Below are 24,461 nucleotides of genomic sequence, written 5' to 3'. Positions count from 1 at the left end.
CCGTCGATCAGTCCGCTCAACAGCCGATGCAGACCGCGCCGTCGCGTCGTTGCGCCGTATCGTCGGTGACGACCGATGCGAGCCGCGGATCGGGCCGAAACACGGTGATGCCCTTGAGCCGGTCGCGCCACGCCGCGAAGAACAGCGCGTCGACCTGCGCGAGCGAACACTGGCTGTCCATCGTCACGGTCTTCGAGATGCCGGCGTCGACGCAGGGTTGAAGCACCGCAAGCATCGCGACGTGATCGATCGGTGCGATCTCGCCCGCGCTGGAGAAGTAGTCCGGCAGCGCGACGCCGTCGCCATGCAGTGCGCGAAACAGCCGGTACGCATGGTTCTGCACCCGGAACGCGCGCACCTGGCCGTCCGCCGTGCGAACCATCCGGCGCTGGGTCCAGCCGACGGCCGGTTCGATGCCGTTCGAACAGTTGTCGCAGAACGCGAGACTCACGCTGCCGGCCGGCGCGAACGACAACAGATGGCTGTTGCGCAGCCCGTGCCGCTGGATCGCGTGATGCACCTTCAGCGGCAGCCGCATGCGGTAGGCGGGGCCGGTCAGGTAAGCGGCCGGATCGTACGCGGGAAACGCGCCGCGCTCGGCGGCCAGCGCGGCCGATGCGGCAAACGCATGCTCGCGCATCGTCAGCGCGATGCTGCGCGCACATGCGCGCGCCTCGACGCTGTCGTAGCGCAGCCGCAGCATCGTCAGCGCGTCGCCCAGGCCCGTCACGCCCACCCCGATGCGCCGCGTCCGATGCGCTTCGCGTGCATGGGCGGCGAGCGGCCACGCGGTCAGGTCGAGCACATCGTCGAGCAGGCGAACCTGGATGTGCACCGCGTCGGCCAGCGCCGCGAAATCGAAGCGCGGCTCGCCGTCGATGCCGAACGGATGGTGCACGAACCGCGACAGGTCGACCGGCCCCAGCACGCAGCTGCCGTAGGGCGGCAGCGGCTGCTCGCCGCACGGGTTCGTCGCGTCGATCCGTTCGTGCTCGCGCAGCGGATTCGCGTCGCGGATCGTGTCGAGGAACAGCAGCCCGGGTTCGGCACTGTCGCGTGCGGCGTTGACGATCGCCTGCCACACCTTGCGGGCGGGAACCGTCGCATGAAGGTAGCGCCCGTCCGGCCGCCGGGGCGACGCGCTGGCGGCTGCATGGCGCGGTGCGTGATGGACGAGCGCCCAGGGCAGGTCGTGCGCGACTGCTTCCATGAACGCGTCCGTGATGCCGACGGACAGGTTGAAGGTCGGCCAGCGCGCCCGCCCGTGCTTGGCCGTGACGAACGCGAGCAGGTCCGGATGATCGCAGCGCAGCACGCCCATCTGCGCGCCGCGGCGCGGGCCGGTGAACGGCAACGCGCGGCACATCGCATCGAATCGGTCGATCGCCGCGCATACGCCGCGTTCGGGCGACAGGCGCCGTTCGTACGCGCCGGCGGGCGGCACCGGCGAGAAGTCGTAGCCGATTCCGCCGCCCATCAGCAGCGTGAGCCGCGCGTCGTCGAGCGCCTGCGCGAGCGCCGCATCGACGCCCTGCAGCGGCATGTCCTCCGGAACTGCGAGCGGATGGACGAAGCAGTTGACCATCGTGCCGCCCGTCGTCGCGCCGGCATTCGCCATGATGCGGCCGGCGCCGATCGCGCCGCGCCGCAGGTTCTGGAAGAACGTGCGCTCGGCCTGGGCGCGCAGAGCGGGCGGCTCGGCGAGCGACAGTGCACGGGCGACACGCTGGAAGACGGCCGCGCGCGACGTCTCGCCGGGCTGCGCATAGCGTTCGGCAAACACGGTGGTGCAAAGCGGCTGCTCGTCCATGGCGGGGCTCGGCGACGACGGATGACCTAATGTAAGGGCCTGCCCGCCCGCGTCGTTGATCGAGCGCAATCCGGTGCTGTTGCGGCATCGCTTGATGGTCGTCAATGCCGCGCGAAGGCGCGCACGTAAGGTGGTGCCAGGACTGGCCGGCGCCGGTGGCCGGCGCCAGGCATCAGGCATCAGGCACGCGCCGCGGCCGCATGTGCGCGGCGTGCAAGCCCGCGCATCACGCCCTTTACCGACTACGCGCCATGACCGAGATCGTTACCGTCACGTTGAATCCGGCCGTCGATGTCTCAACGTCGGTCGACCACATCGTCGATACGCACAAGCTGCGCTGCGCGCGGCCACGGCGGGACCCCGGCGGCGGCGGGATCAACGTCGCGCGGACCGTTCACCGGCTCGGCGGCGACTGCGTCGCGCTGTACCTGGCGGGCGGGCCGACCGGCGATGTGCTGACGCTGCTGCTCGACGCAGAACAGGTGCCGGCCGTGCGCATGCGGATCGCCGGCGAGACGCGCGAGAACGTCTGCGTGACCGAAACGGCGACGGGGCGCGAGTACCGTTTCCTGATGCCGGGGCCGTTGGTCACGGCGGCCGAGTGGCGCGCATGCGCGGCGCGCATCGCGGCCCTGCGGCCTGCGCCGCGCTATCTGGTGCTGAGCGGCAGCCTGCCGCCGGGCGCGCCCGACGACCTGTATGCGACGCTCGCGCGGACGGCCGCCGCCAACGGCACCCGCGTGGTCGTCGATGCGGCGGGCCCGGCGCTGCGCGCGGCCCTCGACGCCGGGGTGCATCTCGTGAAGCCCAGCCTCGACGAACTGAGCGCGCTGGCCGGCGAACCGCTCGACGAAGCGTCGGCATGCGGCAAGGCGGCCGAACTCGTCGCGCAAGGGCGGGCGGACATCGTTGCATTGACACTCGGCGCGCGCGGCGCGTGGGTCGTCACGCGCGAGCGCGCGCTGCGCCTGCCGGGCAGGCCCGCGACGGTGTGCAGCACGGTGGGTGCCGGCGACAGCTTCGTCGGTGCGATGGTCTGGGCGCTCGCACGCGGCGCGCCGTTCGACGATGCATGCCGCTATGCGCTGGCGGCATCGGCGGCTTCGGTCGAGCATCCTGGCACCGCGCTGTGCACGCGCGCCGACGTCGAGCGGATTCATGCGGAACTGGTTGCGCAGGCCAGCGGCGCGGCCATTGCGCGTGGTGCAGCATGAGCGTCCGCGTGATCGTCTGCCTGCTGCTGCTGTCGTGCTGGCCGCGGGTATCGTTCGCCGACACGGTGACGGGCGAGCCGGTGCCGCAGCGCGTGCTGATCCTCGTCTATCATCGGTTTGCCGCGCAACGCCTGGATTCGATGACGGTGCGCACCGGGACCTTCCTCGATCAACTGCATGCGATCGACGCGAGCGGCTACCGCATCGTGCCGCTCGCCGACATCGTGCGCTGGCACGCGGGTCAGGCGAACGCGCTGCCGGCGCGGGCGGTCGCGATCACGGTGGACGATGGTCACCGCTCCGTCTACGACATGCTGCGCCCGTTGCTGGCCGCGCATCCGGTACCGGTCACGCTGTTCATCTATCCATCGGCGATCTCGAACGCGAGCTACGCGATGACATGGGATCAGCTGCGCGTGCTCGGGCAATCCGGCGGATACGATATCGAATCGCATACCTACTGGCATCCGAATTTCCGCACCGAGCACGCACGGCGGTCTGAGGAGGACTACCAACGATTCGTGTCGTTCCAGTTGAGCCATTCCCGCGAACGGCTCGAGTCGGAAACCGGTAGGCCGGTCCGGCTGCTGGCCTGGCCGTTCGGCGTCCATGATGCAACGACCGATCGGCTGGCCGCGCGCGAAGGCTATGTCGCGGCGTTCACGATCGACGCACGGCCCGTTCGGCCCGCGGATCCCGCCATGGCGCTGCCGCGCTACCTGATGACGGATGCGTGCGATACGCGCTGCATGAACGGATTGCTGCAAACCGCGCGGGAGCGACCGTGATCGAATGCCGGATCTCGGGTTCGCCGCCGTCGTTCGCGGATGCCGTTTCCGTTCGGGTTCACGCCCGGCAGAACGTCGCGGGGCCGCACAATGGCTGTGAACCTGCTGTGCGAGCCGCCGACAAGGGTATCGGGATCGGCACGCGGGTACGAGAAGGAGCCACCATGCCGTGGGATGACGAACGCTATCCGCCGTCGATGCGGAACCTGCCGCCGCCGGTGCGCGGCAACGCGATCGAGATCGCCAACGCGTTGCTGCGACGAGGGCGTGCCGAGGGCAGCGCGATCCGTATCGCGATCGCGCAGGCGAAGCGCTGGGGGCGGGTGCATGCGGCATCCGCCGACGCTGTCGAGCGACGTCGCTAGGCCCCGCACTGAACCGGGCAGGTGCCGGCGTCCGGCGTGCGTTCGAAGGCTGCCGCATGCAGCCGCGCGGCCAGCACGCAGGCAAGCAGCATGACGCCCACCGCGATGCCGTGAACCGGGTTGCGCAGGCACGACGCAACCTGGTCGCTCCTTGCAACGCCGAACAGGCACCACAGGCAGAAGTGCTCGCAGTTGTTGGTGAGCAGCCGGTAGCGGCATTCGCCAAGGCGCGAGGCCGCGCGCCGTGCCGCTTCCGTGCCGTCGTACAGGGGCCGCGTGTGCCGGACGATCGCGAGTTCGAAACCGGCGCAGAAGCCGTCGACGGAGACGATTTCAACCGGGCCGCCGCTCAGGCTGTGCGCCAGGCCCGCGTAATGGATCACGTTGCCGTCGCCGATATAGATCCCGTGATGCACGTAACCGTGGCGCCGTGTCACGAGGTGGGCGCCGACAGGAAGGTCGCGATCCGGCATGGCGTCGTCGGCTTGTGCTGCGGTCGGGTGAGTCATGGCCAGCTCCTGGATCTCGCGGCGGCTGGCTGGAAAACCGGCTTGCCGGCCGCGGAACACGTTGCGTCCTGTCACGTCTCCAGTATTGGCGGCGGACCGGGGCCCGACAATCAGCGCGGTCTGAGCTTGCTGTCCGATGTCGGGGCGTCGTGTCGGAAATTTCCGACGCGCCGTGCAATATCGGCTGACAGCCGGAACGGACAACGGCGCCGGCCAGCCGCCGCTTCAGGCCTTGTGGGGCCGCCGTACCGACCGACGGTCTCGCACCGTTGCGCCGCGCCGCTGGCCTGTCTGGTGTGCTTGACCTGCATCAACGGGAAATCGGCGTTCCGCGCGACGCTGGCTTCGTCAACGATGCGCATGCGTCACGTCGCGGCACGCCGGCCGTGACGCGCCCGAACGAACGAGCCGCATCGCCACCCGCGTGCCTGTACCGGGAGAATGAAATGCGGACTGGAATCGCCGGGTCGCTGCTGCTGTCGGCCTGTTTGCTGGCCGCTGCGTCGAACGCGCCGGCTCAAGCGCTGCCCGCGCCCGTTGAGCAGAACGGCACCGTGTACATCACGGGCGGCATCGGGGCGGAGGAGGTCGCTGCGTTTCGTGCCGCCGCGCCGCGTTACAACCTGCGGATCATGTTCGCGACGAAGGGCGGGCATTACCTGTCGGATGTCGATGTGACGTTGACGTCCGGCAAGTCGACGGTCCTCGACGCACACACGGCCGGCCCGTTCCTGTTCGCACGCGTGCCGCCGGGGCGTTACACGGTGTCGGCGCGCGACCGGGGCGTCCAGGAAGTCCGGCACGTCGTCGTGCCGGCGCGCGGCGGTATCGATGTACGGTTCCACTGGCAGAACCCGGAGCGCCGCGGCGTGATCCGGCTTTGCAGCGGTTGTCAGGGAACCGGTACGCGTGCACGGCCCTAGACGCACGCTTCGATCGATGCGGAGCGCGCGGTAGCGCGTGGCGTACCGTTGATCTGCCTCACGTGGCGTTGCGCCGGAGTCGCAACAATGTCCACGGGAATTCGCGTCGCGAGGTGTGCATTGGAGATTCGGGCAAACGTCGGTGGGGCGCGCGCCGGGCGGCAGCCGCATGAGTCGTGGCGATGCGGGTGGCGATCTGGGGCGCGGGTCGGCCGCGGGCTCGCGGGCATGCTGCTGGCACTTGCGTGTGTTGTCGGCCGGGCCGGCACTGTCGCAGTGACGGTCGTCGATGCCGGCAGCGGCCGGCCGGTGGCGGGCGCGCTCGGGTATGCGTCGGGCAGCAGCCTGATCGCGTCGGCCGCCGGCACGTTTGCCGCGCCGTCGGGCGACGCGACGCTCAGCGTGACCGCCCCCGGCTATGGACGCGCGGAGGTCGCGCTCGCCGCCGGCGAGTCGGCGCGCACGGTGCGGCTCGTCCCGTTTCGTCCCAAGGCCGTCTACCTGTCGGCTTACGGTGTCGCGGACCGCACGCTGCGTGACGCGGCGCTCGCGCTGCCGGGTCGCACGGCGGTCAACGCGTTCGTGATCGACGTGAAGGGCGATCGTGGCATGACGCCGTATCGCAGCGCCGCGCGCGAAGCGATCGGCGCAGGCGGCGAGCCGGGGCCGCGCGTCGCGGACCTGCCGGCGCTGATCCGCGCATTCCATGCGCGCGGGCTGTACCTGATCGCGCGCCTCGTCGTATTCAAGGACGATCCGCTTGCGGCCGCGCATCCCGACTGGGCGGTGCGCGACGCGGCCGGCGGAATCTGGCGCGATCGCGAACACCTGCGCTGGATCGACCCGACCGTGCGCGCCGCGTGGGAACACAACTTCGACGTGGCAGAGGAGGCCGCGCGGATGGGTTTCGACGAGATCCAGTTCGACTACCTGCGCTTTCCCGACGCGAGCGGCCTGCGGTTCGGCGAGCCCAACACCGAGGCGAACCGCGTGGCCGCGATCACCGGATTCCTGGAAGGCGCGCGTGCACGGCTGCGGCCCTACAACCTCTACCTGTCGGCCGACATCTTCGGCTACGTGTGCTGGAATGCCGACGACACGCAGATCGGGCAGCGGCTCGGCGCACTGGGCGGGCTGGTCGACTACATTTCGCCGATGCTGTATCCGTCGGGTTTCACGTGGGGCCTCCCGGGCTGCCGCAAGCCGACCGATCACCCGGGCGAGATCGTCGGGCGCTCGCTCGCCGAGGCGATGCGCCGCACCGGGCTCGACGGCGTGCGCTTCCGGCCCTGGCTGCAGGCGTTTCGCGACTATGCGTTCGACCGGCGCGCATTCGACGCGGCGGAAATCCGTGCTCAGGTGGACGCCGCCGACGCGGCCGGCACGGACGGATGGATGCTGTGGAATCCGCGCAATCGCTACGATCCCGCTGCGCTGCCGCGCTGACCGGCGAAGCGGGATACGCCACGTGTCGAAATGGCAAAATCTGCCAATTCATGCAGTTCCGTGGCTTTTCATTCGAATGTCATCTCGCGTCGAGATAGTGCGGGATCGTACGCCAGTCCCGGGAACGAACGACGCGAGCCGGCCCGTTCGCCTCGCCGCCGGGAAACCGTCCATGGGACGCGGCAAACAGCAACCGTTACGCCCGCCCTGAAGGCGGCGCGTGTCATCTCGACAGAAGGAACGTGCAATCGTGAACGCCATCGCAGCGGCAGACGCTTATGACGTGATCATCGTCGGCGCCGGCATCGTCGGCCTCGCCCATGCCTATACGGCGGCCCGCAAGGGGCTGCGTGTCTGCGTGATCGAACGCGATGCCGCATGCGTGGGCGCGTCGATCCGCAATTTCGGCTTCATCACCGTCACCGGGCAGCACGCCGGACACAGCTGGCGGCGTGCGCGGGCGAGCCGCGAGGTCTGGGCGGACGTCGCGCCGCAAGCCGGCATCGACGTGCTTCACAAGGGCCTCCACCTGATTGCACGCCGCCCCGAGGCGATGCGCCTGATCGATGCGTTCATGCAGACCGGCATGGCCGACGGTTGCCGGGTCATGACGCCCGGTGAAGCGGCGGCAGTGGCGCCGGAGTTGCGGCTCGACGGTGCGCAGGGCGTGCTGCACAGCCCGCATGAACTGCGCATCGAGCCGCGTACGGCGATCCCGTTGCTGGCGTCCTGGCTGGCGGAACGTTTCGACGTGGCGTTTCGCTACGGCGAGATGGTGCACGAGGTGCGCACGCCGACCGTGCGTACGTCGCGCGGCGTGTTGCACGCGGAGCGCGTGATCGTCTGCGGCAATGCGGACAGCCGTCACTTGGTCGGCGACTGGTTCGCGCGGCACGCGGTGCGGCTGTGCCAGTTACAGATGCTGCGCGTGCGGCCGCGTCGCTCGCTGGCGCTGCGCGCCGCGGTGATGAGCGACCTGAGCCTGCTGCGTTACGCGGGTTTCGCGGCGCTGCCCGCCGCCGACGCATTGCGCACGCGCCTGAAAGCGGAGGAACCCGTGTGCCTCGGTTACGGCATCCACCTGATCGCGGTGCAGAGCGCCGACGGCAGTCTCGTGGTGGGCGATTCGCATGAATATGGCGCCGCACCGCTGCCGTTCGCGACGCAGGAGATCGATGCGCAGATCCTGCGCCTGCTGCACGAGACGCTCGATGCGCCGGAACTGGACATCGTCGAACGCTGGACCGGCAGCTATCCGTCGGCAGCCGATGCCGATTGCGTGATCGAGGCGCCGGATGACGGCACGCGCGTCGTCGTCGTGACGAGCGGCGCCGGGATGAGCACGGGCTTCGGGATCGCACAGGACGTGTTTGCCGCGTGGTGAGGACGGGGCCTGCGCGTCGCGCAGTCGCCAGTTCGCGGGAGGCGTGCGAGCGATGCGCCTGCCGGCATGACGGCACGATTCGCCGGCTGTTTTAGTGTGTTTAGCGAAACATTCGAATCACGAATTTGTCTAGTCATCCTGATCGAAAGATCAGATGAAATGCACCATGTTCGTGCCGGGAATCACCACCGCGAGGCACGTCAGAGCCCCGGAATTAGGGGATTTCCCGCGTTTTCACGGTTTTTTTTGATCAACGCTTGTCGCTCGTTTTTTCTTCTTGCATGCTTGTATAGACAAATTCCTGAGGCCGCTTGCATGACCGAAGGGATGACGATCTTCAACACAAGGAGAAATCTCGTGAACGGCAAGCGCATCAAGTGGGCAGTCAGGACGATCGGCATCATCGCAGCGGCAGCGGCCACGCTTTCCGCACCGGTGCAGGCGAAGGAATGGAAGACGGTGACGGTGGCGCTCGAGGGCGGCTACGCGCCGTGGAACCTCACGCTGCCGGGCGGCAAGCTCGGCGGCTTCGAGCCCGAACTGCTCGCCAACGTGTGCGAGCGGATCAAGGTGCAGTGCAACATGGTCGCGCAGGACTGGGACGGGATGATCCCGGGGCTGCAGGCCGGCAAGTTCGATGTCCTGATGGATGCGATCTCGATCACGCCGGAGCGCGAGAAGATCCTGCTGTTCTCGCGTCCTTATGCCGCGACGCCCGCGACGTTCGCCGTCACCGATACGAAGATCTTGCCGAAGGCGGCGCCGGGCGCGCCGATCGTCAAGCTGTCGGGCGACGCGAATGCCGACAAATCGACCGTCGACGCGCTGCGCAAGCAGCTGAAGGGCAAGACGATCGGCATCCAGTCGGGCACCGTCTACACGAAGTTCATCAACGACAGCTTCAAGGACATCGCGTCGATCCGCGTGTACAAGACCTCGCCCGAGCGCGATCTCGACCTCGTCGCCGGCCGCATCGACGCGTCGTTCGACGATGTCACGTACTACGCGGCGAACAACACGAAGAAGGACACCGCATCGATCGTGCTCGCGGGGCCGAAGCTCGGCGGACCGATCTGGGGGCCGGGCGAAGGGCTCGCGTTCCGCAAGCAGGATGCCGACCTGAAGACGAAGTTCGATACGGCGATCGGCGCCGCGCTCGCGGACGGCACCGTGAAGAAGCTCGCCGACAAGTGGTTCAAGACCGACGTCACCCCGTAAGCGCACGTCCGGCCGCCGCCGCGCAAGCGGCATGAGCTGAGCGCGGCGGCGCGCATCCTGCCGTTCCTATCAACGCTTGCCGGGAGGCACGCATGGCGATCCTTGAAATGCTGGGCTTCGGAACCGAAGGCTGGGGCGGTGTGCTGCTGCTCGCCGCGCTGATGACGGTCGCGCTGACGCTTGCCGCGCTCGCGGTCGGCGCCGTGATCGGCGCGGGCATCGCGGCCGCGAAGCTGTCGCGCTATCGCAGCGCCCGCCTGCTCGGCGACCTGTACACGACGGTGTTTCGCGGCGTGCCCGAACTGCTCGTCATCTACCTGTTCTATTTCGGCGGCTCGACGCTCGTCACGGCCGTGGGCCAGTGGTTCGGTGCGGAAGGCTTCATCGGCGTGCCGCCGTTCGTGATCGGCGCGCTCGCGGTGGGGATGATTTCCGGTGCGTACCAGGCCGAGGTGTATCGCGCGGCCGTGCTCGCGGTATCGAAGGGCGAGCTCGAAGCGGCGCGCTCGATCGGCATGCCGCGCAGCATGGTGCTGCGGCGCATCCTGATTCCGCAGGTCCTGCGCTTCGCGTTGCCCGGCATCGGCAACGTGTGGCAGCTGAGCCTGAAGGATTCGGCGCTGATCTCGGTCACCGGGCTCGCCGAGCTGCTGCGCACGAGCCAGATCGCGGCGAATTCGACCCATCAGTATTTCGTGTTCTTCGTCGCGGGCGGTGCGCTCTACCTGGTCATGACGGGGCTGTCGAACCGCGTGTTCAACCGGGCGGAAGCGATCGTCGGCCGGTCGTTCCGCCGCAACTTCGCACGCAACTGACGGAGCGCCCATGTCACTCGATTTCGACTTCCTGTTCGACACGCTGCGCCAGCTGCTCGCGGCGGTACCGACCACGCTCGGCCTGTTCTTCGCGTCGCTCGTGCTCGGCGGCCTGCTGTCGCTCGTGATCGTCACGATGCGCGTGTCGCCGCGCTGGCTGCCGAACCGCTTCGCGCGTGCCTACATCCTGGTGTTTCGCGGCTCGCCGCTGCTGATCCAGATGTTTCTCGTGTACTACGGGCTCGGCCAGTTCGGCGTGATCCGCGAGAGCTTCATGTGGCCGCTGCTGCGCGAGCCGTACGTGTGCGCGGTGCTGTCGCTCGCACTGTGTACGGCCGGCTACACGGCCGAGATCCTGCGCGGCGGGCTGATGGCCGTGCCGGTCGGGCAGATCGAGGCCGGCTATTCGATCGGCCTGTCGGGCTTCGCGCTGCTGCGCCGCGTGATCGGACCGATCGCGCTGCGCCAGTGCCTGCCCGCGTATTCGACCGAAGCCGTGCTGCTGGTCAAGTCGACCGCGCTCGCCAGCCTCGTGACCGTGTGGGAGGTGACGGGCGTCGCGCAGCAGATCATCCAGCAAACCTACCGGACGACCGAGGTGTTCGTGTGTGCGGCCCTCATCTACCTGGGCCTGAACTTCATCATCGTCCGCCTGCTCGGCGCGCTCGAATGGCGGCTGTCGGGCCACCTGCGCGCGCCGAAGCCGTCCGGCGCACCCGCGGCCGACGCACGCAATGCGCGACGTGTCGCATCCTGACCGCGTCCTTCCTTCCAGGAGAAATCGATGAATACCGCTGCTCCCGTCGCCCTGTCGGTCAGGAACATCCACAAGTCGTTCGGCGATCACCACGTGCTGAAGGGCATTTCGCTCGACGCGCACGAAGGCGACGTCATCTCGATCCTCGGTGCGAGCGGCTCGGGCAAGAGCACCTTCCTGCGCTGCCTGAACCTGCTCGAAACGCCCGACGACGGCTCGGTCGCGCTCGCCGGCGAGGAACTGAAGATGAAGCGCGCGCGCGACGGCAAGCTGCATCCGGGCGACCGGCGCCAGGTCGACCGCATCCGCTCGCAGCTCGGGATGGTGTTCCAGAACTTCAACCTGTGGTCGCACATGACCGTGCTCGACAATCTCGTCGAAGGGCCGCTGCGCGTGCAGAAGCGCAGTCGCGCGGAAGCGGTCGAGGAGGCCGAGGCGCTGCTCGCGCGCGTCGGCCTCGCGGACAAGCGCGGCTACTACCCGGCCCATCTGTCGGGCGGCCAGCAGCAGCGGGTCGCGATCGCGCGGGCGCTCGCGATGCATCCGAAGGTGATGCTGTTCGACGAGCCGACGTCGGCGCTCGATCCGGAGCTGGTCGGCGAGGTGCTGCGCGTGATGCGCTCGCTCGCGGAGGAAGGGCGCACGATGCTGGTCGTCACGCACGAGACGGGTTTCGCGCGGCACGTGTCGAATCGCGTGATGTTCCTGCATCAGGGCGAGGTCGATGCGGACGGGACGCCTGGCGAACTGTTCGGCGGCCAGTGCTCCGAACGCTTCCGCCAGTTCGTGTCGAGCCATCATGACCGTGCCGCGAACTGAGGCCGCCATGACCGTATTCCGTTCGGCCCGGCCGCTCGACTGGCGGCAGATCGCGGCGGTGGCGGCCGGCGCGCCGCTCGCGTTGACCGACGACGCGCGCGGGCGTGTCGTCGCGGCGCGCGAACTCGTCGACGCAATCGTCGCGCGCGGCATTCGCGCATATGGCGTCAACACGGGCGTCGGTGCGCTATGCGACGTGATCGTGTCGCCCGCGCAGCAGGGCACGCTGTCGCGCAACATCCTGATGAGCCACGCGGTCGGCGTCGGCGCGCCGCTCGGGGCGGCGGAAACGCGCGCGATCATCGCGGCCGCGATCAACAATTACGCGCACGGGCATTCCGGCGTGCGGGCCGACATCGTCGACCAGCTGGTCGCCCTGCTCGAGCACGATTGCCTGCCGGAAGTGCCGGCGCACGGGTCGGTCGGCTACCTGACCCACATGGCGCACGTCGCGCTCGTCTGTATCGGGCACGGCCACGCGCGTCATCGCGGCGAACGCGTGCGTGGCGACGAAGCGTTGCGCCGCATCGGCCGCGAGCCGCTGGCGCTCGGCGCGAAGGAGGGGCTGAGCCTCGTCAACGGCACGCCGTGCGTGACGGGGCTCGCCGCGCTCGCGCTCGCGCGCGCCGAGCGGCTGCTCGACTGGGCCGACTGGATCGCGGCGACGAGCTTCGAGAATCTCGGCGGCCAGCTCGCCGCGTTCGATCCGGCGTCGCTGGCGCTGCGTATTTCGCCCGGCATCGGGCACGTCGGCGCGCGTTTGCGCGCGATGCTCGCCGACAGCGCGATGCTCGCCGCGGCGAACGGGCGACATACGCAGGACCCGCTCAGCCTGCGCACGATTCCGCACGTGCACGGCGCGGCGCGCGACGTGCTGGCGGTCACGGCGGAAGTCGTCGACCGCGAGCTCGCGTCCGTGACCGACAATCCGATCGTCGCGGGCACCCGGGACGCGCCGGCCGTCCATTCGCAGGCGCATGCGGTCGGCGCGGGCATCGCGCTCGCGATGGACAGCCTTGCGGCCGCGATGGCGCAGGTCGCGGCGATTGCCGAGCGGCGGCTCGACCGGCTCGTCAATCCGCTCGTGAGCGGGCTGCCGGCATTTCTCGCGGCGCCGGGCGGCACGTGTTCCGGGTTCATGATCGCGCAGTACACCGCGGTCGCGCTGGTGGCGCAGAACCAGCGGCTCGCCGCGCCCGCGAGCCTCGACGGCGGCATCACGTCGGGCCTGCAGGAAGATCACCTGTGCCATGCGACGCCGGCCGCGCTGAAGGCGCTCGACATCATCGAGAACACCACGCGCGTGCTCGCGATCGAGTTGCTGGCCGCCGCGCAGGCGTACGATTTGCAGGAGAACGAAGCGTTGCGGGCGGCGCCGACCGACGCGCTGTGGCGTTACGTGCGCGACCGCGTGCCGGCATATCACGACGACCGGCCGCTCGCGGACGACATCGCGAGCGCGGCCGCCATCGTCGCGGGCGTACCGCCGTCGCTGGCGTGACGCAGCGGCGGGGCGACGGTCGGCAGGTCATCCCATCTTCATTCGATCGAGGGCGCATGAACGAAGCGGAACGATATACGGCGGCCCGGCCGGGGGCCGTACCGGGCGACGACGTGCCGGCACGCGCGCTGCCGGCCTACCAGCAGATCAAGCGCTACGTGGTCGAGCGGATCGCGAACGGGGACTGGAAGCCCGGTGGCGCGATTCCGACCGAAGCCGAACTGGTCAAGGAGTTCGGCGTGGCGCGGATGACGGTATCGCGTGCGCTGCGCGAGCTGACCGCCGAGCGCGTGCTGACCCGCATCCAGGGGGCGGGCACCTTCGTCGAGCGCCGTCATTACGAATCGACGGTGCTCGAGATCCGCAACATCGCGGACGAGATCGCCGAGCGCGGCCACCGGCACAGTGCACGCGTGCTGATGATCGAAAGCAGCGACGATCCCGAAGCGATCGAAGCGCTCGGGCTGCGCACGGGGCCGGTGTTTCATTCGCGCATCGTGCATTGCGAGGAGGGCGAGCCGATCCAGTTCGAGGATCGCTACGTCAATCCGGCGCTGTTTCCCGACTATCTCGAGCAGGATTTCACGGTCGAGACCCCGAACCACTACATGGTGCGGCTCGCGCCGATCCAGCGCGCGGAATTCCGCATCTACGCGCAGAAGCCCGATGCGCAGGTGCGCCGGCACCTCGTGATGGAAATCGGCGAACCGTGTCTGCTGCTGCGGCGGCGCACGTGGGTCGGCGGGCAGGTCGCGACGTCGGTGCAGCTGTGGCATCCGGCGTCACGGTTTCATCTGGCGGGGCGGGTGTAGGCAGGGTCGTGCGCTGCGGCGTTCGCTGTCGCTGTCACGGTCGCGAAGGCTAGCGTCGGGTCAGGCTGCCGGCTTGCCGTTGCGCAAGCCACGTGCGGCGGGCGCTCAGGCCGCTTGCGCGGGCCGGTTGACCGGGTACGCGAGCGCGGGATGTTCGCGCAGCGTCGCGCTTTCGTCATCGCGCCGGTAGACGCGGCGTGTTGCGCGAACCGATCGACCGCGTTCAGGAAACCGGCCGCCGATACGTGCCGGTTGTTTGCCCGAACCCCGCGACCCGCGGCGATACCTGGCCGCGGGCCGCGCTTTGATGCGCGGTCACGCTGTCGTCAAGCGTGACGGCGCGCGCCGCATTCGCCGCAGAACAGGTCGTCGGCGGCCATCGGCTTGTGGCACTGCGCACAGGCCGTGGCCTCGTCCGCGGCGGCCGATTTCGGATCCGACGCCGGCAGCGAAGCCGTCTCCGCTGCGCTCGCCGTGCTGGCGGCATGCGAGTCGCGTGCTTTGGCAAGGTGATCGGCGGCGCGTTCGCGTGCCTGTTCGGCGTGGCGTTTCGCGTCCGCGACGTGCTGGCTCAGCTTCTCTTCCGTTGCGGAGAAATCGACGCCGCTGACCGTCTGCAGATAGATGAGGCACGTGCCGTTGACGAACGTCAGGAACGGAATCACGAGACCGATCGCGAACAGCAGGCCGTTGCCGAAGCCGTACGCGCCCAGGTAGGCCATGCTGCGGTAGTCGAATCCGCCTCCCGCCGCCTCCGCGCCAAGGCCGTAGGCGCTGGCGTGCCGGCCGAGGCCGCCCAGGCCGCCGAGCGTGCCCATCAGGCCACCCAGCGGGCTGGTGCCGGTTGCCGCCGAGATCGACGATGCGATCGCGGCGCCGGTGCCGAGAATGCCGAACACGATGGCGGACAGCACGCCGACGAGCAGCAGCAGCCCGAACATCCGGACGATCACGCCGAGCAGCTGGCGGCGGCCGATCTGCAGCAGGCGCGCGGCGGTCTGCAGCGTCGTGTTGCCTTGCCAGATGGCGGGCGCGGCGAGCGGATAGCCGACGTACCCCATGCCGGCGAAGATCGCGCCCGCGGCGATCGCCGCGACCGGATACGCGATCGCGTACAGCAGCGGGCCGACGCCCGGGAGCTTGCAGACCAGGAACACGATCAGCAACGCGAGCAGCAGCAGGATCCAGCCGACCACCAGCAGTACGCCGATGCCGACGAGGCGGTGGACGCTGAACGTGGCCTGCAGCAGCGCGTCGACGAATCCGACCGATTCACCCTGTGCATCGCGCATCAGCACGATGCCGACCGCGGAATAGCCGATCAGCGAGATCGCGAGCGTCGCGATGACGAACAGCAGGCCGAGCACGGGGCTGTGGCCGAGTACCTGGATCGTGAGCATGGCCATCAGCATGCTGGCGACGAGCGCGAACGCGCACATCGCGAGTGCGCGCCAGTTCGTGACGGCCTCGGCGGCACGCAGCAGGCCGAACTTTCCCGACACCGGGGCTTGATCGAGCGTTGACATCGTTGAATCTCCTTGCAGGGGCGGGCCGGTCAGTGTGCGGCGGGGGCGTCGAGCAGCGCGACGACGGTGACGCCGTCGACCTGCGCGAGCTGGATGCTGGATTGCCGGGTCGAGCCGGGCTTGCCGTTCAGGTAGACCTGGCTTTTCAGCGTGTACGTGCCTTGCGGCGCACCCGACGGCAGTTTCAGCGTGAAGCTGTTGTCGAATTCGCCGCTGCCCGGCGTCGCGTTGACGATCTTCTCGCCGCGCTTGAACTGCTCGCCCGACGGCGCGTAGACGGTTACGACTTCCTTGACTTCCTGGACAGGCTCGTTCGTGCCGGATACCGCGCGAATCTGCGAGGCCAGCTTGATCGGCTCGCCGGTCTTGACCGCGGAGCGCGGCGTGACAACCGTGGTGTAGGCGTCGATCTTCGCGTACGGCGGCAGGTTGTTGCGGTTGTTCGCGCGGTAATCGCGATCGACTTCGGCCGCCGTCTTCGTCTGCCGCGTCGCCACTTCGATCACGGCGCACGCGGCAAGCCCGGCCACCGCGCCGCCGATCGCGCCCTTGGTGCCGCCGATCAGCGCACCGACCAGCGCGCCGCCGGCGCCGAGCGCGGTGCAGCGCAGCACCGATTCGGACGAGATCCCGCCGGTGCCGTTCTGGGTGGCGCAGCCGCTGGCGAGCAAGGTGACCGCGCAGGCCGCGGCGAGGGTTTTCTGGATTGTCATGTCGGTTTTCTCCGGCGCTTCATTCAAGTGTGCTGTTGTTGCGCAGTGCATCCATCTGCCGCGCCTTCGCCTTGGCGATCAACGTCTTCGCCGGACGGTTGCCCGGCTCGATCGCCAGGACGCTTTCCGCTGTCGCGATCGCCTTGTCGTACTGGCCGCGCGACAGGTCGCCCTGCGCGCGTTTCAGCAGGCCGTCGACGGCGGGCGCGGCAGGGTTGGCCGCCGTGGACGGGCGGGCCGGCGGTGTCGGGTGCGGCTTGTTGCGCGGTGCCTCTGCAACGGTGGCGGGGGCGGTTGGGGTGAGCGTGTCGTCCTGCAGTTTCGCGAAGGGCGACGGCGGCTGCGCGTTCGCGGCTGCGGGCGGCGCGTTCGACGCCGGCGGCGTCGCGGGCACCGGAGCCGACGTGACATTCGTGACGACGGCCGGGCCCGACGCGGGCGCGGTCATGGCTGCGGCGGCCGTATCGGTCGGCGCGGACGCCGGTGCGTCGGGCGGTGTCGTCACAACAGCCGCGCCGGTGGTGGCGGAACCGGGTCCCGCGATGTCCGATGCGGCGTTGGCCGTGAACGCAGGAACCGTGGATGCGGCGACCGGTTCGGGCGTTGCAGGTGCGCTCGCCTGGCGGCCGTGCCACCAGAACGCGCCACCCGCGCAGGCGATGGCGACCGCGACGCCGGCTGCGACGATCTTGAGTCTTGCCGACGTAGCGTCGTTCGTCGTCGGGGTCTGCGGTATCGGCGGGGGCACCACACCGGAATGCGGACGCATGGGTTCGGCCGACGCCGACGTTACATCGTCATCCGGTACGTCGTGAGGCTTGGCAGCCGCATCGACCCCGTCTGTTTCGCCGTCGGCGAGTGCCGCTGCGGTATGCGCCGATACGCCCGCAGGCGCGGATTGCGCATCCGTGACGACAGGCGAGGCTTGCGACGAAGCGACCGTATCGCCCCGCTGGTCTGCCGCTGCGATGGGCGTGGCAGTGGTCGCGGCGTCGTGCGATGGCAGCGGTGCGTTCGCACGACCCGATACCGGATCGGCGGTATTCGCGACGCGCGAGAGGTCGTTCCCTGCAGTGTTCGCCGCCATCGATTCGCCGCTGATGTCCGCTTGCGTATCTTGCGCGTCGACGGTGCCGGATGCAGATTCGCGAGCGGATTCCACGGCCACGTGTGCGGATTGCAGTGCGGGCTCGGCCGGCGGCCCGGGCACCTCCACCTCCATCTCGATCGCACCGGCGTCATTGACCGATGCGACGGGTGTCCCGCACTTGTTGCAGAAACGCTGGTTCGGCATCAGCGCGGCGTGGCAGTTCCGGCACGGTGCGCTGGCCGCTTCGGTCCGGATGGCCGCAACCGGGGTTCCGCATTGCTTGCAGAACTTGAGACCGCCGGGCAGATCGGTTCCGCAGTGTGTACACGCAGTCATAATTCAGTAATCCTCTTCTTTTGATCGATCGACGTGACGGCGCCGCGCGGGCATGCGCACGTGTGTCCGAATCGCGGGATGGCGGCGTACCGGCCGCGTGCTACGAAGGCGAGCGACGCGGCGCGGGCCGTTCAGCGCGGGATATCAGTCGAAATGGGGTCGGCCGCGCGGGAAGTGCCGGCGTAGAGAAGAAGAGATCCGGCCGACGTGAACTGGCACGGACGGCCCAACGGATCCGGATGCCCCGGTATTGAATGGCGAGTTCAAGCTTTCCCCGTATCAGTCGCCGGATTGAATCCGGCTGACTGTTTTCATTATTTCGATTGATAATACAAATGGTCTTCTGCAGCGGATATTACACTGAAATTACGAGGTTTTGCCATCCGGAAGGCGCGTGACGGAGCGCGTTTTCACGTGCGAACCTGAGCGGACGCACCGTGCGCGCCATCACCGGCACTGTGTGTATTTATCACCGTGCCGCTGCTTGCCTTGGCACACATCGGTCTCACCAGCCCACCCTGTCACCCGATCGCGGCAGACGCCATGCCACACGCCGCCATTTCTTGAACCATCGTTTCGGCGCTTGCACGGCAACTGCGGCGTTCCCTTCCATGAACTGACTCAGCGGTCCGTCGAACTGCTGCCCGGGCCGGATAAATGTCCGCCAGCTTTCAAAGCATGCGGCATCGCCTTCGCGCGGAACGTCGCCGAGCGCATCCGCCGGGTTCGCCTCGGCGCCACAGTTCCCGGGCGATCCGCTTGTCCGGCTGTCACAACCTTGCGCGGCAGTCTTCCGACGAGCCGCCGACAGCCCGTGGAACTACTGAGTTGCCGCCGAAAATGCTTTATGGTCAAATGACCATGTCAATTGATCTACATGCCTGTTTCATCCCCAATTGGAAGTCACCGCTCGATCGTGGACTTCCTCGGCGCGAAGACTTCCATGTGGCGGAGCCATCGGCCCCCCCAATACCGGAAGTCAGGCGAAATCCCGGGTGATGGAGCAGGCGTTCGCGCAGGGATGCCTGAGCGTTTTTGCGTGTCGGCGCGAAAGCGCCCGGATGGAAAAACAAGAATTTCTGGAGACGGTGCTAGTGAACGAAATGCACAGCAGGACGAACCAAGCGATTGACCCTTCGGCGCTACGCGCCCAACTGCGAGATGGCGCGCTGCTGGAGACGCGTGCGTGGCTTGCGTCGGGATGGGCGGAGGGCACGGACGGCCGCTCGTTTCCCGTCACGAATCCGGCCACGGGTGACATCCTGGCCCGCGTGGCCAGCCTCGGCGCCGCGGAGGTCGAGCAAGCCATTGCCGCGTCGGCGCTTGCCCAACAAGCCTGGCAGAAGCGGACCAGCCACGAGCGCGCGAAGCTCCTGCGCGCCTGGTACGACCTGATCGTGGCGAATGCCGACGATCTCGCACTGATCATGACGTCGGAGCAGGGCAAGCCGCTGGCGGAAGCCCGCGGCGAAATCATGTATGCGGCTTCTTTCGTGGAGTGGTTCGCCGAAGAAGCGAAGCGAGTCTACGGCGACGTCATTCCGCACCCGCAAGGCGACAAGCGCATCGTCGTCATTCGTCAGCCGATCGGCGTGTGTGCCGCGATCACGCCGTGGAATTTTCCTGCCGCGATGATCACGCGCAAGGTCGCGCCGGCACTGGCCGCAGGCTGCTCCATCATCGTGCGCCCCGCGGACCTGACGCCGCTCACGGCGCTTGCGCTTGCCGTCCTGGCCGAGCGCGCGGGCATTCCGGCCGGTGTCCTTCAAGTGGTGTGCGGCCCGTCGCGCGAGATCGGCGCGGTGCTCACGGCCAGCCCGGTCGTGCGCAAGCTTTCGTTCACCGGCTCGACCGAAGTCGGCCGCGTGCTCATGAGCCAGTCGTCCACGACGATCAAGCGACTCTCTCTCGAACTCGGCGGCAACGCACCTTTCATCGTGTTCGACGACGCGGATCTCGACGCCGCGGTTGAAGGTGCGATGGCGTCGAAGTACCGGAATAGCGGCCAGACCTGTGTATGCGCCAATCGCTTTCTCGTCCAGGCCGGCATTCATGACCGCTTCGTCGACGCGCTCACCCGGCGAGTCCAGGCGCTCAAGGTAGGAAACGGCGTCGAACCGGGGGTGCAGCAGGGGCCGCTGATCCAGCAGTCCGCCTGCGACCACCTGAATCAGCTGATCGACGATGCCGTGAGCAAGGGCGCACGAATCGTCACGGGCGGGAAAAGCCATCCGCTTGGCGGCACGTTTTTCGAGCCGACCGTCATTGCCGATGCAACGCCGGCCATGCGCGTCGCGCGCGAGGAGCTCTTCGGGCCCGTCGGCCCGGTGTTCCGCTTCGAGGATGAAGCGGAAGCGATCGCGATGGCCAACGACACCGAGTACGGGCTCGCCGCCTATCTCTATACACGCGACCACGGCCGCATCTGGCGTGTGGGCGAGGCACTCGAGTACGGCATGGTCGGCCTGAATACCGGTGTGATTTCCAACGAGGTCGCGCCGTTCGGCGGGGTCAAGCAGTCGGGCCTGGGCCGCGAGGGTTCCCGTTACGGCATCGAGGAATACCTGGAAATCAAGTACCTGTGCACCCAGGTCTAACGGCCAACGTCCGCATCAAGGAAACGTCAATGGAAATGCTCCCGCAGTCGATGCTCTTCGAAACTGTTCCGTCCATTCTCCAGGAATGGGGTTGTGCGCGCCGCCTGGGTCAGGTGATGGCGGCATGGACGGAGCGTCGCCATGTCCTGATCGTGACCGATGCAGGGCTGCACAAGGCCGGTGTGCTGGAACCGGCGAAAGCGTCGCTGGCGGCCGAGGGATTCCGCGTAGCGGTGTTTGACGAGGTCGTGGCCGACCCGCCGGAGAACGTGGTGTTGCGCTGCGTCGAGTTTGCACGCAGTGCCGAGGCGGACGTCGTGATTGGCCTGGGCGGCGGCTCGTCGATGGACATCGCAAAACTGGCCGCCGTGCTCACCGTGTCGCGGCAATCCATCGCGGAAATGTACGGAATCGGCAACGTTCAGGGCGCGCGCCTGCCGTTGGTGCAGATCCCGACGACGGCGGGTACCGGGTCGGAAGTCACCAACATTTCCATCGTTTCGGTTAACGAAACAACCAAGATGGGCATCGTTGCACGTCAGCTGTATGCCGACAAGGTGATCCTGGACGCCGAGCTGACGGTCGGCCTGCCACGCAGCCATACCGCAGCGACGGGCATCGACGCGATGGTTCACGCCATCGAGGCCTACACCAGCAAGCACAAGAAGAATGCCCTCTCCGACGCGCTCGCGCGTGAGGCGCTGCGATTGCTGGTGAGCAACCTGATCCCGGCTTGCGAAAACGGCGCGGACCGGCGCGCCCGCGAGGCCATGCTGCTGGGCGCCACGCTGGCGGGGCAAGCCTTCGCCAATGCCCCGGTGGCCGCGGTCCATGCACTGGCGTATCCGTTGGGGGGCCATTTCCATATCCCGCACGGCTTGTCCAACGCGTTGATGCTGGCACCCGTGCTGCGTTTCAACGCCGATGCGGCGGCTGCGCACTATGCGGAACTGGCGGACGTCGTCGGCGCGGGTGGAACGGGCGACGCCACGGCGCGCACGGCGGCGTTCATCGCGTTCCTGGAAGACCTGATGGACCGCTCCGGCGCGCCGCGACGCCTGCGCGACGTGGGTGTCACGCAATCGAGCCTGCCGACCCTCGCGGCCGATGCGATGAAGCAGCAGCGCTTGCTGTTGAACAATCCGGTCGTCGTCACGGAGTCGGACGCATTGCGCCTGTACGAACAGGCCTACTGAACCGACGCCGGCCAATCCGCAGTCGCCGTAACGTAAATAGAGAGAATGCACCGTGAACAATGTAGAAAGGATTGAGCACCACGAGATCGTTATCCTGGGTGCAGGCTTCGGAGGCCTCGGCATGGCCGCTCGCATGAAAATCGCGGGCATCGACGACTTCGTCGTGCTGGAGAAGCGTCCCGATCTCGGTGGTGTGTGGCTGGACAATTCGTATCCCGGCGCGGCATGCGATACCGAATCGCACCTGTACTGCTACAGCTTCCATCCGCATTTGCGCGTGAGCGCGATGTATGCCGGCCGGAACGAGCTGCTGCACTATCTGAAATCGCTTGCCACGCGGTTCGACCTCGCGGAACACCTGCGATTCAACCTCGAGATTCGCAGTGCAGAATGGGACGCAGAGGCAAGCCTCTGGCGGTTCGCACTGAGTGACGGCTCCCGGATGACCGCACGATTCTTCGTGCCGGCATGGGGGCAACTGAACCGGCCGATGATCCCCGCGGTTCGCGGCCTGGCGGATTTCAACGGCGAGTATTTCCACTCCGCCGAGTGGCGGCACGACGTGGACCTGAGCGGCAAGCGGGTGGCAAGCATCGGCAACGCCGCCAGCGCCGTGCAGTATGTGCCGCTCATCGCGCCGAAGGTCGATCACCTGACGGTATTCCAGCGAAGCGCGAACTGGATCATGCCGCGCAACCAGATCGTCTTCTCGGCGGAGCAGCTCGATGCCTACGAACGCGAGCCCCATCTGTTCGAAGAAAGCCGGAAATCGCTGCACGCTTTCCGCGAGTCCGGGTTCGAGCGGACCCGGATGGGGTCCAACGCGCAGCAGGAAGGCAAGAGTCTCGCGTTGGCGCACCTTCATCGCCAGGTGCCCGACCCGGTACTGCGCGAGAAGCTGACGCCGGACTATGAATATGCGTGCAAACGGATTCTGCGATCGGACGACTACTACCCGGCGCTCATGCGCGACAACGTCGCGCTGGAGACGGCGGGGGTGGAATCGTTCGTCGACGAGGGCATCGTGACGCGGGACGGCCGTCTGCTTCCGTTCGACGTGGTCGTGTTCGGAACCGGATTCGAGAGTCAGGCTTTCCAGGGCAGCCTGCAGGTGCGCGGCACGGACCGCACGTTGGCCCAGGCGTGGGAAGACGGCCCGGAAGCGTATCTCGGCATGACCGTGCCGGGCTTTCCGAACATGTTCATGTTGTATGGGCCGAATACGAACCTGAACCACAACTCCATCGTATCGATGCTCGAGATCCAGCAGAACTACATCATCGACGCGATCGGCGGTATGGCTTCGGCCGGCGTGAAGGCGGTCGACGTCGATCGGGCCGTGTTCGACGCATACAACGACAAGCTGCAATCGGCGATGGCCGGCTCGGCGTTTTCGGCGGGCTGCTCGAGCTGGTACAAGAACGCGCAAGGCAAGGTGATCAACAACTGGCCGGGTACGGTGGACGAGTACCGCGCCGTGACGCAATGGGATCAAAGCGCGTTCGCGGCGATCTGAGCGGGGATGCCCATGACATCGGTGCACTGGTTGCCGCTGACCGAGGTGGCTGACGATGCGCGGGACGCCGTTCGGGCGTTCCGCGAACTGGGCGGGCGACACTACGGCAGCTTTTCCGTCGACCAGTCGCGCGTGAACTTCGTGCGGGCCTGCGAATTGAACGGCCTCGCCGCCGACGAAGCGGTTGCCCACGACGATATCGACGTTCCCGTCGCGGACGGCAGCATTCGGGTACGGCTCTATCGTCCGCCCGGCGGCGAGCGCGTCGAGGACAAACCGCTGGTCGTCTTCATTCACGGCGGCGGGTGGGTGATCGGCAGCGTGGATACGCATGACGGCATCTGCCGTCATCTCGCGCGGCACGGCGGGTGTGCTGTCGCGTCGGTGGAGTACCGGCTGGCGCCGGAGCACCGATGGCCGGTTCCGCTCGACGATTGCGAGCGGGCATTGGACTACCTGGCGGCCAACGCTTCTGCGCTCGCCATCGATGCGTCCCGGGTGATCCTGGCGGGCGACAGCGCCGGCGGCAATATGGCGACCCTCATCGCCAATGCGGCATCGGCGGCGGGACCCGCGATCATCGGGCAGGTCCTGTTCTATCCCGTGACGGACCTGACGGCGTCACTTCCGTCCTACCAGCGCATTCAAGGCGGATTTCCGCTGGTCGCCGAGTCGATGCGCTGGTTCCGGGAACACTATGTGCCGGCCGGCATGCCATTCGATCTTCCACGCCTGTCCCCGCTGCTGCATGGGGAGGGCCGGCGGCAGCCGCCGATGTTCATTGCCACGGTGGGGCTGGATCCGCTGTGTGACGAAGGCATTGCCTACGCGTCATGCGCGGCCCGCGCGGGGAGCACGGTCGAGCATCTCCATCTACCCGGGCATCATCACGGCATCATCACCGCGGCCCGCACGATCCCGGCAGCGAGATACCTGCTGGATCGCGCTGCTTCCTTTGTCCGGCGGCTTGCCGAAACCGACGGCTTCGAGGTTTGACGCGTCGATCGCCGCGCGGGCCGGCGCATTCCACCGTCGCGACCGGTCGGGTAATGGAAACTCCTGATTCAAATTGTCCCTCGACTGCATAGACTGGGAACCGTGGAACTTGGTCAATTGATCATGTTCG

21 protein-coding genes are annotated in these 24,461 nt (G+C 67.8%); 16 read left to right on the top strand and 5 right to left on the bottom strand.

Going from position 1 to position 24,461, the window contains the following annotated elements; genetic code table 11:
- Positions 1–16: 16 nt before the first annotated feature.
- Positions 17–1,810, bottom strand: coding sequence for an adenosylcobalamin-dependent ribonucleoside-diphosphate reductase (locus QZM35_RS26335; protein ID WP_301777107.1), 1,794 nt, complete (start codon positions 1,808–1,810; stop codon positions 17–19).
- Positions 1,811–2,061: 251 nt separating this feature from the next.
- Between QZM35_RS26335 and QZM35_RS26330 the strand changes: the two genes are divergently transcribed.
- The 3 genes from QZM35_RS26330 to QZM35_RS38190 all read left to right on the top strand — a co-directional run bounded on the left by QZM35_RS26330 (position 2,062) and on the right by QZM35_RS38190 (position 4,177).
- Complete coding sequence (locus QZM35_RS26330; RefSeq protein WP_301777106.1) at positions 2,062–3,024, top strand: 1-phosphofructokinase family hexose kinase; 963 nt, start codon at positions 2,062–2,064, stop codon at positions 3,022–3,024.
- Positions 3,021–3,812, top strand: coding sequence for a polysaccharide deacetylase family protein (locus QZM35_RS26325; protein WP_301777105.1), 792 nt, complete (start codon positions 3,021–3,023; stop codon positions 3,810–3,812). The genes QZM35_RS26330 and QZM35_RS26325 overlap by 4 nt, the downstream gene beginning before the upstream one ends.
- A gap of 164 nt (positions 3,813–3,976) precedes the next feature.
- Positions 3,977–4,177: a hypothetical protein gene (locus QZM35_RS38190; RefSeq protein ID WP_367620795.1), complete on the top strand. Its 201-nt coding sequence runs from the start codon at positions 3,977–3,979 to the stop codon at positions 4,175–4,177.
- Here the strand turns inward: QZM35_RS38190 and QZM35_RS26315 are convergent.
- Positions 4,174–4,686, bottom strand: coding sequence for a lecithin retinol acyltransferase family protein (locus QZM35_RS26315; protein ID WP_047852861.1), 513 nt, complete (start codon positions 4,684–4,686; stop codon positions 4,174–4,176). The genes QZM35_RS38190 and QZM35_RS26315 overlap by 4 nt on opposite strands.
- A 446-nt stretch (positions 4,687–5,132) precedes the next feature.
- Between QZM35_RS26315 and QZM35_RS26310 the strand changes: the two genes are divergently transcribed.
- The 9 genes from QZM35_RS26310 to hutC all read left to right on the top strand — a co-directional run bounded on the left by QZM35_RS26310 (position 5,133) and on the right by hutC (position 14,361).
- Positions 5,133–5,609 (top strand): carboxypeptidase regulatory-like domain-containing protein, encoded by a 477-nt coding sequence (locus QZM35_RS26310; RefSeq protein WP_301777103.1) that lies wholly within the window; start codon positions 5,133–5,135, stop codon positions 5,607–5,609.
- Positions 5,610–5,837: 228 nt separating this feature from the next.
- Entirely contained in the window at positions 5,838–7,055 is a 1,218-nt protein-coding gene (locus tag QZM35_RS26305) for a putative glycoside hydrolase (protein WP_301777102.1), read from the top strand.
- 250 nt (positions 7,056–7,305) lie between these two features.
- Complete coding sequence (locus QZM35_RS26300) at positions 7,306–8,439, top strand: TIGR03364 family FAD-dependent oxidoreductase (protein WP_256976993.1); 1,134 nt, start codon at positions 7,306–7,308, stop codon at positions 8,437–8,439.
- A gap of 357 nt (positions 8,440–8,796) precedes the next feature.
- Complete coding sequence (locus tag QZM35_RS26295; RefSeq protein WP_039353370.1) at positions 8,797–9,657, top strand: transporter substrate-binding domain-containing protein; 861 nt, start codon at positions 8,797–8,799, stop codon at positions 9,655–9,657.
- 92 nt (positions 9,658–9,749) lie between these two features.
- Positions 9,750–10,472, top strand: a complete 723-nt coding sequence (locus QZM35_RS26290) for an ABC transporter permease (RefSeq protein WP_039353368.1) — start codon at positions 9,750–9,752, stop codon at positions 10,470–10,472.
- Positions 10,473–10,482: 10 nt separating this feature from the next.
- Complete coding sequence (locus QZM35_RS26285; protein WP_089429420.1) at positions 10,483–11,229, top strand: ABC transporter permease; 747 nt, start codon at positions 10,483–10,485, stop codon at positions 11,227–11,229.
- Between the two features lie 27 nt (positions 11,230–11,256).
- Complete coding sequence (locus QZM35_RS26280) at positions 11,257–12,048, top strand: ABC transporter ATP-binding protein (protein WP_301777101.1); 792 nt, start codon at positions 11,257–11,259, stop codon at positions 12,046–12,048.
- 7 nt (positions 12,049–12,055) lie between these two features.
- Positions 12,056–13,549, top strand: coding sequence for a histidine ammonia-lyase (hutH, locus tag QZM35_RS26275; RefSeq protein ID WP_301777100.1), 1,494 nt, complete (start codon positions 12,056–12,058; stop codon positions 13,547–13,549).
- Positions 13,550–13,605: 56 nt separating this feature from the next.
- Positions 13,606–14,361 carry a histidine utilization repressor gene (gene hutC, locus QZM35_RS26270; protein WP_089429422.1) on the top strand — a complete coding sequence of 252 codons (756 nt, stop codon included), beginning with the start codon at positions 13,606–13,608 and terminating at the stop codon, positions 14,359–14,361.
- Between the two features lie 326 nt (positions 14,362–14,687).
- Here hutC and QZM35_RS26265 read toward each other — a convergent pair whose 3' ends face one another.
- From QZM35_RS26265 to QZM35_RS26255, 3 genes are read right to left on the bottom strand one after another with little or no spacing between them, the layout of a single operon-like run.
- Entirely contained in the window at positions 14,688–15,887 is a 1,200-nt protein-coding gene (locus QZM35_RS26265; protein WP_174971176.1) for a hypothetical protein, read from the bottom strand.
- A gap of 29 nt (positions 15,888–15,916) precedes the next feature.
- Positions 15,917–16,600, bottom strand: a complete 684-nt coding sequence (locus QZM35_RS26260) for a hypothetical protein (protein WP_241025969.1) — start codon at positions 16,598–16,600, stop codon at positions 15,917–15,919.
- A gap of 19 nt (positions 16,601–16,619) precedes the next feature.
- Positions 16,620–18,026 (bottom strand): zinc ribbon domain-containing protein, encoded by a 1,407-nt coding sequence (locus QZM35_RS26255; protein WP_301777099.1) that lies wholly within the window; start codon positions 18,024–18,026, stop codon positions 16,620–16,622.
- A gap of 1,103 nt (positions 18,027–19,129) precedes the next feature.
- Between QZM35_RS26255 and QZM35_RS26250 the strand changes: the two genes are divergently transcribed.
- From QZM35_RS26250 to QZM35_RS26235, 4 genes are read left to right on the top strand one after another with little or no spacing between them, the layout of a single operon-like run.
- Positions 19,130–20,623 carry an NAD-dependent succinate-semialdehyde dehydrogenase gene (locus tag QZM35_RS26250; protein ID WP_301777204.1) on the top strand — a complete coding sequence of 498 codons (1,494 nt, stop codon included), beginning with the start codon at positions 19,130–19,132 and terminating at the stop codon, positions 20,621–20,623.
- A 29-nt stretch (positions 20,624–20,652) separates the two neighbouring features.
- The gene (locus QZM35_RS26245; protein WP_174971172.1) at positions 20,653–21,819 is read left to right on the top strand and encodes an iron-containing alcohol dehydrogenase; all 1,167 of its coding nucleotides are present in this window, start codon (positions 20,653–20,655) and stop codon (positions 21,817–21,819) included.
- A gap of 52 nt (positions 21,820–21,871) precedes the next feature.
- Entirely contained in the window at positions 21,872–23,335 is a 1,464-nt protein-coding gene (locus QZM35_RS26240; protein ID WP_301777098.1) for an NAD(P)/FAD-dependent oxidoreductase, read from the top strand.
- A gap of 12 nt (positions 23,336–23,347) precedes the next feature.
- Positions 23,348–24,331 (top strand): alpha/beta hydrolase, encoded by a 984-nt coding sequence (locus QZM35_RS26235; RefSeq protein WP_301777097.1) that lies wholly within the window; start codon positions 23,348–23,350, stop codon positions 24,329–24,331.
- The last annotated feature ends 130 nt before the right edge of the window (positions 24,332–24,461 follow it).

Source organism: Burkholderia sp. AU45274, from assembly GCF_030482505.1.
In the GTDB taxonomy this organism is placed as follows: domain Bacteria; phylum Pseudomonadota; class Gammaproteobacteria; order Burkholderiales; family Burkholderiaceae; genus Burkholderia.
Note: the sequence above shows the minus strand (reverse complement) of the source record. Positions and strands in the feature narration are given on the sequence as shown.